The 16,322-nt window shown below is 71.1% G+C and carries 16 protein-coding genes; 6 read left to right on the forward strand and 10 right to left on the reverse strand.

The genetic code is table 11. The annotated features are described in order from the left end of the window. Positions 1-39 precede the first annotated feature (39 nt). Positions 40-1,935: a Na+/H+ antiporter NhaA gene (nhaA, locus tag TU30_RS13450; protein WP_078878270.1), complete on the reverse strand. Its 1,896-nt coding sequence runs from the start codon at positions 1,933-1,935 to the stop codon at positions 40-42. Positions 1,936-2,254: 319 nt separating this feature from the next. On the opposite strand from nhaA, the gene TU30_RS13455 reads away from it, so the two are divergent. Then, entirely contained in the window at positions 2,255-3,136 is an 882-nt protein-coding gene (locus TU30_RS13455) for a hypothetical protein (protein WP_042169053.1), read from the forward strand. Between the two features lie 159 nt (positions 3,137-3,295). Here the strand turns inward: TU30_RS13455 and TU30_RS13460 are convergent, their stop codons facing one another. Further along, the gene (locus TU30_RS13460; RefSeq protein WP_042169056.1) at positions 3,296-5,758 is read right to left on the reverse strand and encodes an HAD-IC family P-type ATPase; all 2,463 of its coding nucleotides are present in this window, start codon (positions 5,756-5,758) and stop codon (positions 3,296-3,298) included. Positions 5,759-5,914: 156 nt separating this feature from the next. Next, positions 5,915-6,253 carry a DUF2530 domain-containing protein gene (locus tag TU30_RS13465; RefSeq protein ID WP_042169329.1) on the reverse strand — a complete coding sequence of 113 codons (339 nt, stop codon included), beginning with the start codon at positions 6,251-6,253 and terminating at the stop codon, positions 5,915-5,917. A 221-nt stretch (positions 6,254-6,474) separates the two neighbouring features. Between TU30_RS13465 and TU30_RS13470 the strand changes: the two genes are divergently transcribed. After that, positions 6,475-7,932, forward strand: a complete 1,458-nt coding sequence (locus tag TU30_RS13470) for an NCS2 family permease (RefSeq protein WP_042169058.1) — start codon at positions 6,475-6,477, stop codon at positions 7,930-7,932. A 63-nt stretch (positions 7,933-7,995) separates the two neighbouring features. Here the strand turns inward: TU30_RS13470 and TU30_RS13475 are convergent, their stop codons facing one another. Continuing rightward, complete coding sequence (locus tag TU30_RS13475) at positions 7,996-8,178, reverse strand: ribbon-helix-helix protein, CopG family (protein ID WP_042169331.1); 183 nt, start codon at positions 8,176-8,178, stop codon at positions 7,996-7,998. Between the two features lie 211 nt (positions 8,179-8,389). On the opposite strand from TU30_RS13475, the gene TU30_RS13480 reads away from it, so the two are divergent. After that, the gene (locus TU30_RS13480) at positions 8,390-8,827 is read left to right on the forward strand and encodes a MarR family winged helix-turn-helix transcriptional regulator (protein WP_042169059.1); all 438 of its coding nucleotides are present in this window, start codon (positions 8,390-8,392) and stop codon (positions 8,825-8,827) included. A gap of 147 nt (positions 8,828-8,974) precedes the next feature. After that, on the forward strand, positions 8,975-10,408 hold the full coding sequence (locus TU30_RS13485) for an MFS transporter (protein ID WP_042169061.1): 1,434 nt from the start codon (positions 8,975-8,977) through the stop codon (positions 10,406-10,408). A 40-nt stretch (positions 10,409-10,448) separates the two neighbouring features. Here TU30_RS13485 and TU30_RS13490 read toward each other — a convergent pair whose 3' ends face one another. Further along, positions 10,449-11,036 (reverse strand): Uma2 family endonuclease, encoded by a 588-nt coding sequence (locus TU30_RS13490; RefSeq protein ID WP_042169064.1) that lies wholly within the window; start codon positions 11,034-11,036, stop codon positions 10,449-10,451. A 114-nt stretch (positions 11,037-11,150) separates the two neighbouring features. Between TU30_RS13490 and thpR the strand changes: the two genes are divergently transcribed. Beyond that, a complete protein-coding gene (thpR, locus tag TU30_RS13495; RefSeq protein WP_042169066.1) occupies positions 11,151-11,723 on the forward strand; it encodes an RNA 2',3'-cyclic phosphodiesterase in 573 nt (190 codons plus the stop codon). 147 nt (positions 11,724-11,870) lie between these two features. Here thpR and TU30_RS13500 read toward each other — a convergent pair whose 3' ends face one another. The 4 genes from TU30_RS13500 to TU30_RS13515 all read right to left on the reverse strand — a co-directional run bounded on the left by TU30_RS13500 (position 11,871) and on the right by TU30_RS13515 (position 14,343). Beyond that, a complete protein-coding gene (locus tag TU30_RS13500; RefSeq protein WP_042169068.1) occupies positions 11,871-12,863 on the reverse strand; it encodes an aldo/keto reductase in 993 nt (330 codons plus the stop codon). A gap of 62 nt (positions 12,864-12,925) precedes the next feature. Further along, on the reverse strand, positions 12,926-13,354 hold the full coding sequence (locus TU30_RS13505; RefSeq protein WP_042169070.1) for a PIN domain nuclease: 429 nt from the start codon (positions 13,352-13,354) through the stop codon (positions 12,926-12,928). Then, positions 13,351-13,566 (reverse strand): type II toxin-antitoxin system VapB family antitoxin, encoded by a 216-nt coding sequence (locus tag TU30_RS13510; RefSeq protein ID WP_042169071.1) that lies wholly within the window; start codon positions 13,564-13,566, stop codon positions 13,351-13,353. The genes TU30_RS13505 and TU30_RS13510 overlap by 4 nt, the downstream gene beginning before the upstream one ends. A 48-nt stretch (positions 13,567-13,614) precedes the next feature. Further along, positions 13,615-14,343: an SGNH/GDSL hydrolase family protein gene (locus TU30_RS13515; protein WP_042169072.1), complete on the reverse strand. Its 729-nt coding sequence runs from the start codon at positions 14,341-14,343 to the stop codon at positions 13,615-13,617. 111 nt (positions 14,344-14,454) lie between these two features. Here TU30_RS13515 and TU30_RS13520 point away from each other — a divergent pair, with 111 nt between their 5' ends. Continuing rightward, positions 14,455-15,462 carry a hypothetical protein gene (locus tag TU30_RS13520; RefSeq protein ID WP_042169073.1) on the forward strand — a complete coding sequence of 336 codons (1,008 nt, stop codon included), beginning with the start codon at positions 14,455-14,457 and terminating at the stop codon, positions 15,460-15,462. Here TU30_RS13520 and TU30_RS13525 read toward each other — a convergent pair. Beyond that, positions 15,436-16,266, reverse strand: a complete 831-nt coding sequence (locus TU30_RS13525) for a TetR/AcrR family transcriptional regulator (protein WP_042169074.1) — start codon at positions 16,264-16,266, stop codon at positions 15,436-15,438. The two genes, TU30_RS13520 and TU30_RS13525, sit on opposite strands and share 27 nt — an antisense overlap. Positions 16,267-16,322 lie beyond the last annotated feature (56 nt).

Here is a 16,322-nt window from a genome sequence, read left to right on the forward strand (position 1 = left end):
ACCGGTGTGCCGGCCCCCCACCGCACCTCACCCCGCCGGTTACTTCGTGGGTGCCTGGGCGCCGGACTTTGCCGCGTGGGCCTCCAGCTCGCGGGCGAGCGTCTCCGCGTCGTACGGGCCGGTGTGCCGGCGGTCGCCGACGAAGAACGTCGGGGTCCCGCGGGCACCGCTGGCCTCGGCGCTCGCGGCGTCCGCCCGCACCCTGGCGGCGGTCCGCTCGTCGTCGAGGTCGCGGAGGAACCTCTCGACGTCGAGCCCGAGCCCGGCGGCGTAGCCGGCGAGGTCCTCGTACCCGAGTTCGTCCTGGTGCTCGAAGAGCAGGATGTGCATCTCCCAGAAGCGTCCCTGCGCGTCGGCGGCGACGGCCGCCCGCGCGGCGAGTTCGGAGTGCGGGTGCACGTCGGGCAGCGGCAGGTGGCGGAAGACGTAGCGGAACCGGTCGCCGAACCGTTGCCGCAGTTCCTGGGTGACGCCGGTGGCGCGGGCGCAGAAGGGGCACTCGTAGTCGCCGTACTCGACGAGGGTGAGCGGCGCCCCGGGGGGCCCGTAGACGTGGTCCGTCCCCGGGTCGACCGGGCGGTCCAGGCGGCGCGGCAGGTCCGCGTCGGTCTGGCCGCGCAGGACGGCGGCCAGGTGGAACACGAGCCAGCCGAGGGCGGTGGCGAACACGGCCGCCAGCAGCACGCCGACGGTGGCCTCGGCGCGTACCACCGGGTCGTCGAAGGCGAGCCCGACGATCAGCAGGGACACGGTGAAGCCGATCCCGGACAGGGCACCGCCGCCCAGGACGTGGCCCTGCCCCACACCGGTCGGCAGCCGCCCGAGGCCGGCCCGGGTGCCGAGCCGGGCGCCGCCCCAGATACCGGCCGGCTTCCCGACGACGAGACCCACGGTCACGGCCCAGGTGAGGGAGGAGGTCAGGGCGTTGGTCAGGACGCCGCCGCGCAGGTCGACACCGGCGTTGGCCAGCGCGAACACCGGGACGATGACGTAACTCGACCAGGGGTGCAGCACCGTCTGGAGCCGTTCGTTGACGGAGACGGCCCGCTGGAGGCCTTGGTGTGCGATCCTGCCGACGTCCGCGAGGGGGGACTGGCGGAAGGCGCGGAAGAGCCGCGCGGCCTGCTCCACCCCCTCGCGCGACGGGTTCCTGGCGGGGATCAGGAGACCGCCGAGCATGCCGGCGATGGAGGCGTGCAGGCCGGCCTGGAGGGTGGCGAGCCACATCACCAGGACGATCAGGACGTACGGGGCGGCCCGCCACACGCTGAAGCGGGTCAGCGCGGACAGCACCACGCCCAGGACGAGCGCGACGACCAGTTCCGGCACGCTGATGCTGCCGGAGTAGACCACGCCGATCACGGTGACGGCCACGATGTCGTCGATGACGGTGATGGCCAGCAGGAAGACGCGCAGCTGCGTGACGAAGTGCGGGCCCACCACGGCGAGCGCGCCCAGCATGAACGCCGTGTCGGTGCCGATGACCACACCCCAGCCCGTGGCGGCGTCACCCCCGGGCGCGATCGCCAGATACAGCAGGACGGGCACGATCATGCCGCCGATTCCGGCGAGGCCCGGGAGCATGAGCTTGCGGCGGCTGTTCAGCTCGCCCACGGAGACCTCGTAGCGGACCTCCAGGCCGATGACGAAGAAGAACAGGGCCATCAGCCCGTCGTTGACCCAGTGCCCCAGGTCCATCGACAGCCGGGTGTCGCCGAGGGAGATCGACAGGCCGGTGTGCCAGAGGGAGGTGTACGCCTCCGACCAGGGCGAGTTCGCCCAGACCAGGGCCACCGCCACCGCGGCCAGGAGCAGGCCCGCGCTGCCCGCCTCGGTCGCCATGAAGGTGCGCACCGGGGTGGACAGCTGGGCCGCCAGTTCTCTTCTCCGCGACCGGGACTGGGAGCCCCCGGACTTGTTCTTGCGCAGGATCATCAGGAGGTCACCGTGCCCGTCCGTCCGTCGGTCCGTCTCCTGGCCGTGTCACGCGGGTGAGGCGTGAGGGCGAGGGGGTGCCGGCCCGAGTGCTTCTCCTGAAGTGTCGCGCACATGTTCCTCACTTTCGTACAACCATGTGCCGCAGCCGCGTATCTGATCATGTGAGTCAACAGACTCCATGGTCACTCGGGTCCCGGACGTGACGACGAGCCGTTGGGTGACGTACCCAGAAGGTTGGGTGACGTACCCAGAAGGTTGGGTGACGTACCCAGAAGAACGTCGACCACCGGGACCCCTTTCTCCACATGGGGAACGCATGCGTATTCGTGCCACCGTCGCCGCAGTCTCCGGCGCCCTGGCCCTGTCCGCCCTCGCCGTCCCGGCCGCGCAGGCCGACGGTCCCGGCGACGGGAACCCGACCAAGTCCAGCGCCGCCGAGCGCTTCGGCACCTCCTCCGCCAAGTCCTCCGCCAAGTCGACGGCCCGGGTGGCCGCCGCCGCCGCGCCCACCGTCTCCAGCGTCAAGGTGAACGCCGGCAAGAACGTCGTCCTCGGCACCACCGCCGCCAAGACCTTCGCCGTGTCCCTGACCGCCAGCCACCCGAGCGGTATCGCGGACGCCTACATCGACCTCTGGCACGGTACCGACGTCGAGGACGGCCTCGACGGCTACCTCCCGCCGAACGAGGACGTCGCCACCTGCACGGCCATCAGCGCCACGACGTCCAGCTGCAAGCTCACCATCACCGCCGAGCCCGGCTACGAGGGCAACGTGTACGCCAACTTCCTGGCCGGCACCTGGAAGGTGTCCGCCGGCGTGCTGGCCAACGACGGCGAGATGTTCTGGGACGACTACTACAAGACCCACAAGGTCCAGCGCCTGTCGAAGCTGACCGTCAACGCCTCCCCGGAGCCGGTGACCAAGGGCAAGACCCTCACGGTCACCGGCAAGCTCAGCCGCGCCAACTGGGAGACCGGCTCCTACTCCGGCCTGCCCAGCGGCCAGTCCGTGGCGCTGCAGTTCCGCAAGTCGGGCACCAGCACCTACACCAACGTCAAGGGCATCAAGACCGCTGCGGGCGGCGCCCTGAAGACGACCGTCACGGCCGCCACCGACGGCTACCACCGCTTCAAGTACGCCGGCATCACGAGCACCCCCCCGGCCACCGCGGCGGGCGACTTCGTCGACGTGAAGTAACACCGCCCGGGCTGGTCACGCGGATCGCCGAGGCGCCCCCTTCCGGGGCGCGGAGCCGTGTCGGCACGCGGCTCCGCCGCGCGGGCGCGACCAGCCCCCACCGAACCCGCGGGTGATCCACAAGAGGTACCCCGCGGCGTTCACCCGCAGAGCCGAGCGCTAAGCGGGAAAGCGGCGGTCCACCCACTTCCACAGGAACTCCAGAGTGGCCGCCGCCACCGCCGCGATGCCGACCGCCACCCACGGCATCGTCATCCCGACCAGCTTCAGCGCGAAGAACTCCTGGAGCCACGGCACGACCAGCACCAGCAGGAACCCGGCGCCCATCGCCGCCACCAGGCCGATCCGCCACCACGTGTACGGGCGGGCGATGATCGCCAGCACCCAGATCGAGATCAGGAACAGCGTCAGCGTCGCCGCGCTCGTCTCCGCGTCCAGTGCCCCCTCACCGCTGTAGTGGTGGCGGGCGATCAGATACGTGGTGAACGTCGCCAGCGCGGCCAGCACGCCGCCCGGCACCGCGTACCGCATGACCCGCCGTACGAAGTTCGGCCGCGCCCGCTCCCTGTTCGGGGCCAGGGCCAGGAAGAACGCCGGGACGCCGATGGTGAGCGTGGACAGCAGCGTCAGATGGCGCGGCAGGAACGGGTACTCCACCTGCGAGCACACCACCAGCACCGCGAGCAGCACCGAGTAGACGGTCTTCACCAGGAACAGCGTCGCGACCCGGGTGATGTTGCCGATCACCCGCCGCCCCTCCGCCACCACCGACGGCAGCGTGGCGAAGCTGTTGTCGAGCAGCACGATCTGCGCGACCGCCCGGGTGGCCTCCGAGCCGGAACCCATCGCCACCCCGATGTCGGCGTCCTTGAGGGCCAGCACGTCGTTCACCCCGTCGCCGGTCATCGCGACCGTGTGCCCGCGGGACTGGAGCGCGCCCACCATGTCCCGCTTCTGCTGCGGGGTGACCCGCCCGAACACCGTGCCCTCGTCGAGCGCCCCGGCCATCGCCTCCGGGCCGGCGGGCAGCCTGCGCGCGTCGACGACCGTCCCCGCCAGCCCGAGCTTCCCGGCGACCGCGCCGACCGACACCGCGTTGTCACCCGAGATGACCTTGGCGTCGACGTCCTGCTCGGCGAAGTACGCCAGCGTGTCCGCCGCGTCCGGCCGCAGCCGCTGCTCCAGCACCACCAGGGCGGTGGGGCGGACCCCGACGGCGGCCTCGGGGTCGTCCAGGCCTCGCTCGCCGCGGGCGAGGAGCAGCACCCGCAGGCCCTGCTCGTTCAGCCGCCCCGTGCGGGCCAGAGCCGGGTGGTCGGCGTCGAGCAGGACGTCGGGTGCGCCGAGCAGCCAGACGGACGCGGTCCCGTCCTCCTCGGTGAAGGCGGCGCCGCTGTACTTGCGGGCGGAGGAGAAGGGCAGGGCGTCGGTGCGCCGCCAGTCACCGGTGTCGGGGTAGGCGTCGGCGATCGCCCGGAGCGAGGCGTTCGGCCGCGGATCGGAGACGCCGAGAGCGCCGAGCACCTTCCGCACGTACGCCTCGCCGCTGCCGCTGCCGCTGCTGCCGCTGCCGCCGTTGGTGCTGCTGCTGCCGCTGCCGCTGTCGGAGGTGCCGCCGTCGTCGAGCAGGTGCAGCTCCGTGACGTCCATGCCGCCCTCGGTGAGGGTGCCGGTCTTGTCCAGGCAGACCGTGTCGATGCGGGCCAGTCCCTCGATCGCGGGCAGCTCCTGCACCAGACACTGCTTGCGGCCGAGCCGGACGACCCCGATCGCGAAGGCCACCGAGGTGAGGAGCACCAGCCCCTCGGGGACCATCGGCACGATCCCGCCGACCGTGCGGGCGACGGAGTCCTTCACCTCGTTGTCCTTGACGAACAGCTGGCTGATGATCAGCCCGGTCGCGGTCGGGATCATCATCCACGTCACGTACTTGAGGATCGTGGAGATGCCCGAGCGCAGCTCGGAGTGGACCAGCGTGAACCGGGACGCCTCCTCGGCGAGCTGCGCCGCGTACGCCTCGCGCCCCACCCTCGTCGCCTGGAAGGCGCCGCCGCCCGCGACCACGAAGCTGCCGGACATGACCCGGTCCCCCGGCCGCTTGACCACGGGTTCGGCCTCTCCGGTGAGCAACGACTCGTCGATCTCCAGCGCGTCCGCCTCCGCGCACACCCCGTCGACGACGATCTTGTCGCCCGGCCCGATCTCGATCAGGTCGTCCAGCACGATCTGCGAGGTGCCGATCCTGGCGCTCGTCCCGTCCCGGCGCACCGTCGGCCGCGCCTCGCCGATCACGGCCAGGGAGTCCAGGGTCTTCTTGGCCCGCCACTCCTGGATGATGCCGATCCCGGTGTTGGCGAGGATCACGAAGCCGAACAGGCTGTCCTGGATGGGCGCGACGCCCAGCATGATCACCCAGAGGATGCCGATGATCGCGTTGAACCGGGTGAGGACGTTTCCGCGGACGATCTCGGTCAGCGACCGGCTGCTGCGCACCGGCACGTCGTTGACCTGCCCGAGGGCCACCCGCCGGGCCACCTCGGCTGAGGTCAGGCCGGTCACCGGTGACGTCGGGGTGCCGGGGTGCGCGGCACCGGACCGCGGGTCCGTGTCGAGATGCGTCATGCGGACGACGGTACGTGCGCGGGCGCGGCCTCACCCACCGGTTGCGCGGAAGATCCGACCCGGGGGAGGACGGCCGTAGGACCGTGGTCGTACGGGAGCCGCGGGTGACTCGGCCGACCGGCAGGGACGCGCGAAGACGTCCGACCGGCAGCGACGTCAGTCGGTCGAGGAGGCGGGGGAGGCAGGGGTGGTGGGGGAGGCGCTGCGGAGCGGTTCGGTCTCCGGGGCGTCCGTGCTTCCGACGGCCTGTCCGGCCCGCGCGCGCCTGATCGCGCTCTCGCGCCGGCGGACGTGCCAGATGCCGATGAAACCGAGGCCGCCGCCGGCCAGGCAGGTCCACAGCCACCAGGTGTGCCCGTGGTCGTCGAACCAGCCGTAGAACGGCAGTTGCACCAGGAAGAGGGCGAACCAGACGAGCGTGCCGCCGACGACGGTGGCGACCACGGGGCCCTCCAGGGGCTCCGGCGCCTCGTGCTTGGGGGTCCCCTTGACGATGTCGGAGAGACCCGAGAGGAAAGCGGCCATGCGGACAGCTTACGAGGAGCGGAGGGTGTGACGGCCGCCGCGTCCGCGCCACGCCGTCCGCTTCGGTCTACGCGCGGAGATAGCGAGAGCATCGTTATATGTTCATACTGAATCCGTTTGTCTCTGGCCACTTCTGTTCGTAGAAAACGCCAAAGGGCTTGGGGGAAGTCCGTCGGCGATGAGGTTTCCGCATGCCCACGTCGGCCCCCGCCAAGGCTCCGATGCCCGACCAGCCGGGGTCCGGCCCCGGCCCCGGCCACGGCGCACTCGACCGCTACTTCAGGATCTCCGAACGGGGCAGCTCCCTGCCCCGCGAGATCCGTGGCGGCTTCGCCACCTTCTTCGCGATGGCCTACATCATCGTGCTCAACCCGATCATCCTGGGCAGCTCGACGGACCTGTACGGCAACCAGCTCGACAACGGTCAGCTGGTCACCGCGACCGCCCTGACGGCGGCGTTCACCACGCTGCTCATGGGCGTCATCGGCAACGTGCCGATCGCGCTCGCCGCCGGCCTCGGCGTGAACTCGGTCGTCGCGCTCCAGCTCGCCCCCCGGATGTCCTGGCCGGACGCCATGGGCATGGTCGTGCTGGCCGGTTTCGTCGTCATGCTGCTGGTCGCCACCGGTCTGCGCGAGCGCGTGATGAACGCCGTCCCGTACGGTCTGCGCAAGGCCATCGCCATCGGTATCGGCCTGTTCATCATGATGATCGGTCTCGTCGACTCCGGCTTCGTCTCCCGCATGCCGGACGCCGCGAACACCACCGTGCCGTTGCAGCTCGGCACCGGCGGTCACCTCACCGGCTGGCCGGTTCTCGTCTTCGTCCTCGGCGCGCTGCTCACGCTGGCGCTGATCCTGCGCAAGGTGCCCGGCGCGATCCTCATCTCGATCGTGGTGACGACCGTCCTCGCCGTGATCATCGAAGCGGTGGCCGACGTCCCCTCCTGGGGCCTGACGGCCCCGGCCTGGCCCGGCAACCCGTTCGCCACCCCCGACTTCGGCCTGATCGGCGAGGTCAGCCTGTTCGGCGGCTTCGAGCAGGTCGGCCTGCTGACCGGTGTCCTGTTCGTCTTCACCGTGCTGCTGTCGTGCTTCTTCGACGCCATGGGCACGATCATGGGTGTCTCCGACGAGGCCAGGCTGACCGACGCCCGGGGGCAGATGCCCGGCATCAACAAGGTCCTCTTCATCGACGGTGTCGCGGTCGCCGCGGGCGGCGCCAGCTCCGCCTCCGCCACCACCGCCTTCGTGGAGTCCACGGCCGGTGTCGGCGAGGGCGCGCGCACCGGCTTCGCCAACGTCGTCACGGGCGCGCTCTTCGCCGTCGCGCTGTTCCTCACGCCCGTCGCCACCATGGTCCCGTCGCAGGCGGCGACCCCGGCGCTGCTCGCGGTCGGCTTCCTGATCCTGGCGGGCTCGGTCGGGGAGATCGACTGGGCGGACCACACCATCGCCATCCCGGCCTTCGTGACCATGGTGATGATGCCGTTCACCTACTCGATCACCAACGGCATCGGCATGGGCTTCATCACCTTCGTGGTGCTGCGCCTGGCGGCCGGGCGCGGCAAGGGGGTGCCGGCGGCGATGTACGTGGTGTCGGCGGTGTTCGCCTTCTACTACCTGATGCCGGCACTGGGCCTGACCTGAGCCGGTCCCGCGGGGGAACCCGTGGAGAACCCGTAGGGGAACCCGGGGGAGAGGGAGCACGGCTCAGATGACGTCGTAGAACTTCTCCGTCTCTTCGACGGCGGTCTGGAACCGCTGGTCGAAGTCATCGCGCATGAGCGTCCGGACGACGTAGTCCTGGACGCTCATTCCGCGTTTGGCGGCATGCTGCCGGAGTCGCTCGAGCAGCTCGTGGTCCATGCGCAGGCTGAGTACGTCGGTCCCCATGGCCATGAGCGTTGCCGCACATCCCGGCTCGGCGTGCGCGCTTCCACGCCGAGGTCACCCGTATGAGTGATTCGAGTGAGTAATTCGGCCTCGCGGTTCACCGGGGTGTGCGGGTGGCCGGTGTGCGCGTGGCCGGTGTCACGGGTGCCGGCGGAACCCGCGTGCGCCCCGAGGGGTCCTTTAGCGAGAGTAATGAGTTACGCTAAAGAACATGCCGGACCTCAGCCATGGCGACGACGCAGCCGCCGTGAACGCCCTTCGATCCGCCGTGATGCGACTGTCCCGTCGGCTCAAGCACCAGCGCGTCGACGAGTCGCTCAGCCCCACCGAGATGTCGGTGCTGGGCACCCTGGCCCGGTGCGGCCGGGCCACCCCGGGCGAACTCGCCCGCAAGGAGCACGTCCAGCCGCCCTCGATGACCCGCATCGTGGCGCTGCTGGAAGGCAAGGGCCTGGTCCGGCTGGAGCCGCACCCCGACGACCGGCGCCAGAAGGTCGTCACGCAGACCGAACGGGCCGAGGCGATGCTGGACGAGAGCCGCCGCAAGCGGAACGCCTTCCTGGCCACCCTGGCCGAGGAGCTCGACGAGGACGAATGGGCGAAGCTCCGTGCCGCCGCCCCCGTCCTGGAGAAGCTCGCGCACGTCTAGGCGTGCGGGGCACGCGGGGGCCGGGGCGCGCGGTGCGGCACCGGCGAGGTGCGAGGCACTGGGCACGAGGTACTGGACCCAGGTACCGGGCACGAGGTACCGGGCACGAGGTACGAGGCAACAACAGCTGTCACCAGGAGGCGAACCTTGAGTACGGGACCCGGAGCAGACTCCGCCCCCGCACCGGACCACGACGACGACCGGACCGCCCGCGCCACCGGAACCGGCACCCACACCGGAAGCGGCACCCACACCGGAAGCGGCACCGACACCGGCGCCGTGGGGGACACGCCCCGCAGGGCCGGGATGTTCTCCTCGCTGAAGATCAGGAACTACCGCCTCTTCTTCGCCGGCCAGGTCGTCTCCAACACCGGCACCTGGATGCAGCGCATCGCCCAGGACTGGCTGGTGCTCACCCTCACCGGCTCCTCGGCCGCCGTCGGCATCACCACGGCCCTGCAGTTCCTGCCGATGCTGCTGTTCGGCCTGTACGGCGGCGTCCTCGTCGACCGGCTGCGCAAGCGCCCCACCCTCCTGTTCACCCAGTCCGCGATGGCCCTCACCTCGCTGGCACTGGCAGCCCTCACGCTCACCGGCCACGTCCAGATCTGGCACGTCTACGTCGCCGCCTTCGTCACCGGCCTGGCCACGGTGCTCGACAACCCCGCCCGCCAGTCCTTCGTCGCGGAACTCGTCGGCCCCGGCCGGCTGCAGAACGCGGTCAGTCTGAACTCCGCGAACTTCCAGTCCGCCCGGCTGGTCGGCCCCGCCGTCGCGGGGGTGCTGATCACCGGCGTCGGCACGGGCTGGGCGTTCTTCCTCAACGGCGTGTCCTTCGTCGCGCCGATCGCCGGCCTGCTGATGATGCGCTCCCGCGAACTGCACGCCGTCACGCCGTCCCCGCGCGGCAAGGGGCAGCTGCGGGAAGGGCTGCGCTACGTCGCGGGCCGGCCCGAGCTGCTCTGGCCGATCGTCCTGGTGGGGTTCATCGGCACCTTCGCCTTCAACTTCCCCGTCTACCTCTCGGCCTTCGCCGACGACGTCTTCGACGGGGGCGCGGGCGCCTACAGCCTGTTCAACACGCTGATGGCGGTCGGCTCGGTGGCCGGCGCCCTGCTCGCCGCCCGGCGCGGCACGGCCCGCCTGCGGCTGCTGATCCTGGCCGCGCTGGCCTTCGGCGGACTGGAGATCGTCGCCGCCGGGGCACCCGCCCTGTGGCTGTTCGCCCTGCTCATGGTCCCGATCGGCCTGGTCGCGATGACGGTCAACGTCACCACCAACACCAGCATCCAGATGGCCACCGACCCGGCCGTACGCGGTCGCGTCATGGCCCTGTACATGATGGTCTTCCTCGGCGGCGCGCCCGTCGGCGCCCCGATCGTCGGCTGGATCACCGACACCCACGGAGCCCGCGTCGGCCTCGCGGCGGGCGGTGCGGTCGCGGCCCTCGCCGCCGCCGTGATCGGCCTGATCCTGGCCCGCGTCGGCAACCTGCGCCTGACGGTCGGCTGGCACGGTGGGCATCCCCGGATGCGGTTCGTGCCGCGGGAACGGCAGGAGGCGCTGACGCCGGTGGGGTGACGGGGCCGACGGAGCGGACGCGGGCGCCCGGGAGGGGCGGTCAGTCGCGGGGGAACCCGTCGGTCCTGAGGACGAGGCCGACGGCCGTCCGGGTCAGGTCGATCTCTTCGCCGAAGTCGAAGGTGACGTCGACGTGGTACTTCCCGTCCTTCGGCTGCGTGTGCAGGTGCCACTCGCCGGTGTACGGGTCCACGATCAGGTACACCGGTACGCCGGCGGTGGCGCAGGTGTCCTTCTTCGGGCCGTAGTCGTTGCTCGCGGTGTCCTTGAAGATCACCTCGGCGATGAACTCGACGTCCTCGTGACGCCAGCGGCCCTTGACACCCTGCTGGGCGCCGTCCGCGAGGGCCACCACGTCGGACGCGAACCCGTTGAGGCGTCCCGGGTGGTCCATACGGATGTCGGATGTGACGCGCTCGCGCGGGTACGTGGCGCGCGGTTGCTCAACGATGTCCAGGATGATGTCCCCGTGGGTGTTCCGCTGCGGCGTCATGAAGATGTGCCCCCCGACGATCTCGGTCTTGTATCCCTCGGGGACGGGCATCTTCTCCAGCCACTCGAACATCGCGTCGAGCGTGAGGTCGCCGGTGCTTTCGGCCATCTCGATCCTGTCGGCAAGGACCGTCATCGTGGCGCTCCTCCCCGGCTGCGCTCCGGACGAGTGCAGCCGCGCGGTACAACGATACGCACGGTGTCCAGGACACGCACGGGCGTACACGCGTTCCACCGGGAGACTGGACGCATGAGACTCTTCGCCGCCCTGCTGCCCCCCGACGACGTGTCCCGTGAGCTCGCCGCCGAGGTCGAGGTGTTGCGAGGGCTCCCCGGTGCCGAGGAGCTGCGCTGGACGGGCCGTCCCGGCCGGCACTTCACGCTCGCCTTCTACGGCGAGGTCGACGACGCTCTCGTGCCCGGGCTGACGGCGCGCCTGGAGCGGGCGGCGGCACGGACCGGGCCGTTCGAGCTGGCGCTGAGCGGGGGCGGCCACTTCGGGCACGGGAGGGCGGTGTGGGCCGGGGCGGACGGTGACCTGCGGACCCTGCGCCTGCTCGCCGGACGCGCCGAGGCGGCGGGGCGGAAGGCGGGCGTCGAGAGGGAGGAGCACCGCCGCTACAAGGCCCACCTGACGCTGGCCCGCAGCGGCACCGGCGTCGACGTGCAGCCGTACCTGCGGGCGCTCGCCGGGTTCCGGAGCCGTTCCTGGACCGTGGGAGAGGTGGCGCTGGTGCGCAGCCACCTGCCGAGGTCGGGCGTACCGGGCGAGCAGCCCCGTTACGAGGTGGTCGCGCGCTGCCCGCTCGGGCCGGCCGGTTAGGCTCGACGACGTGGACCCGAAAACCCGGAACCGGATCATGGCCGGTGCGCTCGTACTGATGTTCGTCGTGGTGGCGCTGGCGTCGGCGCTCGGAGGATAGAGCCCGATCCTCGCGCCGACGCCACCACCCCGACCGTGACGGCCGTCCTACCAGGCGAAGGCCTCCGGGGACGGGCCCGGGCCGGGGAAGATCTCGTCCAGCGAGGCCAGCAGCTCCTCGCCCAGTTCCAGCTCGACCGCCCGCAGCGCCGATTCCAGCTGCCCGGCGGTGCGCGGACCGACGATCGGACCGGTCACCCCGGGGCGGGTGAGCAGCCAGGCCAGGGCCGCCTCGCCGGGCTCGATGCCGTGCTTGTCGAGCAGGTCCTCGTACGCCTGGATCCGGGCACGGCCCGCCGGGTCGGCGAGGGTCTCGGCGGCCCGCCCGGAGGCACGGCGCCCGCCTTCGACCTGCTTCCTGATCACACCGCCGAGCAGCCCGCCCTGCAGCGGCGACCAGGGGATGACCCCGAGCCCGTACTCCCGCGCGGCCGGGACGACCTCCATCTCGGCCCGGCGCTCGGCGAGGTTGTAGAGGCACTGCTCGCTGACCAGGCCGATGGTCCCGCCGCGCCGGGCCGCGGTCTCGTTCGCCTGGGCGATCTTGTAGCCGGGGAAGTTGGACGACCCGGCGTAGAGCACCTTCCCCTGCTGGACCAGGACGTCGACGGCCTGCCAGATCTCGTCGAACGACGTGCTGCGGTCGATGTGGTGGAACTGGTACAGGTCGATGTGGTCGGTCCGCAGCCGCTTCAGCGAGGCGTCCACGGCCCGCCGGATGTTCAGGGCGGACAGCTTGTCGTGGTTGGGCCACGCCTCGCCGTCGGCGCCCATGTTCCCGTACACCTTGGTGGCGAGCACGACCTTGTCGCGCCGCCCGCCGCCCTTGGCGAACCAGTTGCCGATGATCTCCTCGGTGCGGCCCTTGTTCTCGCCCCACCCGTAGACGTTGGCCGTGTCGAAGAGGTTGATACCGGCGTCCAGCGCCGCGTCCATGATGGCGTGGCTGTCGGCCTCGTCGGTCTGCGGACCGAAGTTCATCGTCCCGAGGACGAGCCGGCCGACCTTGAGTCCCGTGCGTCCCAGCTGCGTGTACTTCATGACCCCAAGCCAACGTCTTGGAGTGCCCTCCAGGCAAGCGGGCCGGGGACGGGGGAGCGGGATCAGTCGCGGGGGAGGTCGGCCGTGCCTGCGGGGACGACCCAGGCCGTCGGCTGTCCGGTGACCGAGGCGATTATGTCGAAGTCGCCGTCATAGTGCAGAACGATGGCGTCGTGACGTTCGGCTGTCGCTGCGATGATCAGGTCGGAGACCGACAGGGCCTTCCAGTTCCCCCTCTGGATGAGAAGCGTCTGGACGCCGAGCGCCCGGTCCCAGGCTTCGTCCGGAGTCGGTAGCCACTCGAAGCCGCGCATTTCGTCGCGGATTCGTTCGGCGTCGGCCTTGGACCGGGCACTGTGCAGGACCTCGAGTTCCACCGCGCCGCACACCGCCAGCAGTCCGGCGTTGTGCAGGGGGTCGACGACGGCGCGGACCGTCGGCTTCGGATAACGGGCCAGGGCCGACTTGTCGATCAAGTAGTGGCCGGTCACGCGGCTCCCCGCGAGTCGGTCGTCTCCTCCACGGGCCCCGTGAGCCCGGGCAGCCCGCCTTCGGCAAGCCAGTTCAGGAACGACGCCCGCTTCCGGCGTTTGATGGCGTCCTCGAGAGCCGCGTTCACGGTGGCGACCTTGGTGTTCGTTCCGAAGATCTCGGCAGCTTCGGCCAGCTTGTCGTCGTCGATGTCGATGACTGTTCGTGCCATGTGAACCTCCGGGACGGGCCAGCGCTCAACAGGGCGAGGATATCAAAATCATCGACACTTGATATCTCTGGTTACCGTTTCCCCGGAGCCTCGCTCGGGGCTCCGGGTCTCGTAGGGCCCGCCCAGCTTCCAGCCCTGGTGCATCGCCTCCGCGAAGGCCTCCGCGATCCTGTGTTCGCCGTTCGCGTTGGGATGGGTGCCGTCGTACGTGTCGGTGTGGATGTCGTACGCGGACGGGAGGGTGGCCAGCAGGACGGGGGAGGCCGGGGTGTCGAGGTCGGCGGCCGCCTTCGCCAGGAGTTCGTTGAAGCGGGTGACCTGGGCGGCGAAGTCCGGGTCGGCCCCCGCGCGGATGTTGGGGATCACCGGGAGCAGGACCAGGCGGACGCGCCGGTTGGCCGCCCGTGCCTCGGCGACGAAGGAGGCGACGTTGTCCGCGGTCTGTTCGGCGTTCGTGTAGAAGCCGAGGTCGATCAGGCCCAGGGAGACCAGGAGGACGTCGGCGCGCAGGGCCCGGACGGCCCCGCCGATCAGCGGTGCCATGTGGTGCCAGCCCTCGCCCCAGCCGGCCAGGTGCCCGCGCGGGAAGTCCGGGTCGGCGTAGGCGTACGAGGTGGGGGCGTCCGTCTGTTGGTCGTGCAGCGTCTCGCGCGGGCCGACGAGGGTGAACGGGCCGCCGTACTCCGCGCACAGGTGCTGCCACAGGCGGTAGCGCCAGGTGTGTTCACCCGCGCTCCCGATGGTCATCGAGTCGCCGACGGGCATGAACCTGAGCATCGGATCATCATGGACGATCGGGCCCCGCCACCGCGATGTGAGTCCGACCACCCGACGTGAACCGCTCGGCCCCCCGCCGTGAACTGCGCGGTGCGGTGGCAGTCTTGGGTCATGCGCCGACCCTTCGCACTGCTCGCCGCGACCCTCCTCCTCGGGGCGGGTGCCGCACCCGCCTCCGCCGCCGACGGCGACGACGCGGGTGCCGGGAACGAGTCCTTCACGATCCGGGACCCGCGGATCACCGAGTCCAGCGGGCTCGCCGCCTCCCGGCTCCACCCGGGCGTCTACTGGACCCACAACGACAGCGACGACGGCGCCCACCTCTACGCCGTCGACAGCGCGACCGGCGAGACCGTCGCCCGGATCACCTTCACCGGGGTCGGCAGTCCCCGGGACGTCGAGGGCATCTCCATCGGGCCGGACAACCGGATCTTCGTCGGGGACATCGGCGACAACCTCGGCGGCACCTGGCCCCACGTGTGGATCTACGAGCTGCCCGAGCCGAAGGAACTGCGGGACCAGACCGTGCGGGCCACGCAGTACGTCGTCACGTACTCCGACGGGGCCCGCGACGCCGAGTCCCTCGTCGTGCACCCGAAGACCGGGCGCGTCTACATCGTCGACAAGAAGGAGGAGGGCGGGCACCTGTACGAAGGGCCCGCCGAACTCTCCGCCTCGGGCGGCAACGTCTTCCGGCCGGTCGCCCCCGTCGACCTGTGGGCCACCGACGCCGCCTTCTCGCCCGACGGCCGGGAACTCGCCGTGCGGTCGTACTTCGGCGGCATCCAGTACGCCTGGGACGACGCCACGGACGGGAAGATCGAGCGCAAGGGGCGGCTCAGCGTGCCGCTCGCGGGGCAGGGCGAGTCCGTCAGCTACTCCGCCGACGGCTCCCGGCTGATGTACGGGAGCGAGGGCGAGCAGAGCCCGGTCGAGTCCCGGGAGGTGCCCGGGGGCGGCGGCGCCGGTGGTGGGGGCGGGGAGTCGTCCGGGGGCGGGGGCTCGGCGGCGGACGGGGAGGGCGGGGCCGGTGGGGACGGGCTCGGGGTCGGGGTGGTCGGGGTGGTCGTCGTGGGGGCCGTCCTGCTCGGGCTACGCCGGCTGTTCCGGCGGAGCTGACCGGTCCGGCCCGGCCGCCGGGGCGGACGGCGGGGCGCCCTTCGCGGTGCGGGCGGTCACGAACACTTCCAGGCCGTCCAGGATGCGTTGCAGTCCGAACTCGAAGTGGTCGAAGTCGGAGCCGAAGGTGTCCTCGGAGAGCGAGGCCAGGACGGGGTAGCGTCCGCTGAGCATGGCCTTCTCCAGGGCCGGCCGCTGTGCCTCCCAGAACTGCGCGTCCGTCAGTCCCGAGCGGTGCTCGGCCTCCGCCCCGTACAGCTGGGTGCGGGCGGCACCGACGACGTATCCGTCGATCATGACGATCGCCGACACCAGTTCGGGGTCGGACAGGTTCATCGGCTTGATCCGGGTGAGTACCTTCTCCATGCCGTCGAGCGCGCTCGGGCCGAGGATCGGGCGGGACTGGTTGACCTCCAGCAGCCACGGATGGCGGCGGTACAGCGCGAGGGTGGCGCGGCCCAGGGCTTCCAGGGCGGAGCGCCAGTCGCCGGCACCGAGGTCGGCGGGATCCTCCGACGGGCGCTGCACACGGTCCAGCATCAGGTCGAGCAGCTCGGCCTTGCCGGGGACGTAGCGGTACAGGGACATCGTGCCGGTGCCGAGCTCGGTGGCGATCCGGCGCATGGAGAGCGCGCCGAGCCCCTCCCGGTCCGCGACCTCGACGGCGGCCTCCACCACGCGGTCCAGGGTCAGGCCAGGCTTCGGCCCCCGGCTGGGCCGTCGGCCGGTGTCCCACAGCAGGTGGAGGGTGCGGGTGATGTCACCGCTGCCACTGGATTCCGTACCGCCCGTACCACTCTTCATGGGGGCAGTTTAGGTCCGCGCGAAAAAACTGAGTACGGCGTACGCGCAATCGGGTA

Source organism: Streptomyces sp. NBRC 110035, from assembly GCF_000829695.1.
Lineage (GTDB): Bacteria > Actinomycetota > Actinomycetes > Streptomycetales > Streptomycetaceae > Streptomyces.

Excerpts from the sequence above, each read along its gene's own strand:
- nhaA (WP_078878270.1), bottom strand. The coding sequence starts at position 1,935 with ATGATCCTGCGCAAGAACAAGTCCGGGGGCTCCCAGTCCCGGTCGCGG.
- TU30_RS13455 (WP_042169053.1), top strand. The coding sequence starts at position 2,255 with ATGCGTATTCGTGCCACCGTCGCCGCAGTCTCCGGCGCCCTGGCCCTG.
- TU30_RS13460 (WP_042169056.1), bottom strand. The coding sequence starts at position 5,758 with ATGACGCATCTCGACACGGACCCGCGGTCCGGTGCCGCGCACCCCGGC.
- TU30_RS13470 (WP_042169058.1), top strand. The coding sequence starts at position 6,475 with ATGCCCACGTCGGCCCCCGCCAAGGCTCCGATGCCCGACCAGCCGGGG.
- TU30_RS13475 (WP_042169331.1), bottom strand. The coding sequence starts at position 8,178 with ATGGGGACCGACGTACTCAGCCTGCGCATGGACCACGAGCTGCTCGAG.
- TU30_RS13480 (WP_042169059.1), top strand. The coding sequence starts at position 8,390 with ATGCCGGACCTCAGCCATGGCGACGACGCAGCCGCCGTGAACGCCCTT.
- TU30_RS13490 (WP_042169064.1), bottom strand. The coding sequence starts at position 11,036 with ATGACGGTCCTTGCCGACAGGATCGAGATGGCCGAAAGCACCGGCGAC.
- thpR (WP_042169066.1), top strand. The coding sequence starts at position 11,151 with ATGAGACTCTTCGCCGCCCTGCTGCCCCCCGACGACGTGTCCCGTGAG.
- TU30_RS13500 (WP_042169068.1), bottom strand. The coding sequence starts at position 12,863 with ATGAAGTACACGCAGCTGGGACGCACGGGACTCAAGGTCGGCCGGCTC.
- TU30_RS13510 (WP_042169071.1), bottom strand. The coding sequence starts at position 13,566 with ATGGCACGAACAGTCATCGACATCGACGACGACAAGCTGGCCGAAGCT.
- TU30_RS13515 (WP_042169072.1), bottom strand. The coding sequence starts at position 14,343 with ATGCTCAGGTTCATGCCCGTCGGCGACTCGATGACCATCGGGAGCGCG.
- TU30_RS13520 (WP_042169073.1), top strand. The coding sequence starts at position 14,455 with ATGCGCCGACCCTTCGCACTGCTCGCCGCGACCCTCCTCCTCGGGGCG.
- TU30_RS13525 (WP_042169074.1), bottom strand. The coding sequence starts at position 16,266 with ATGAAGAGTGGTACGGGCGGTACGGAATCCAGTGGCAGCGGTGACATC.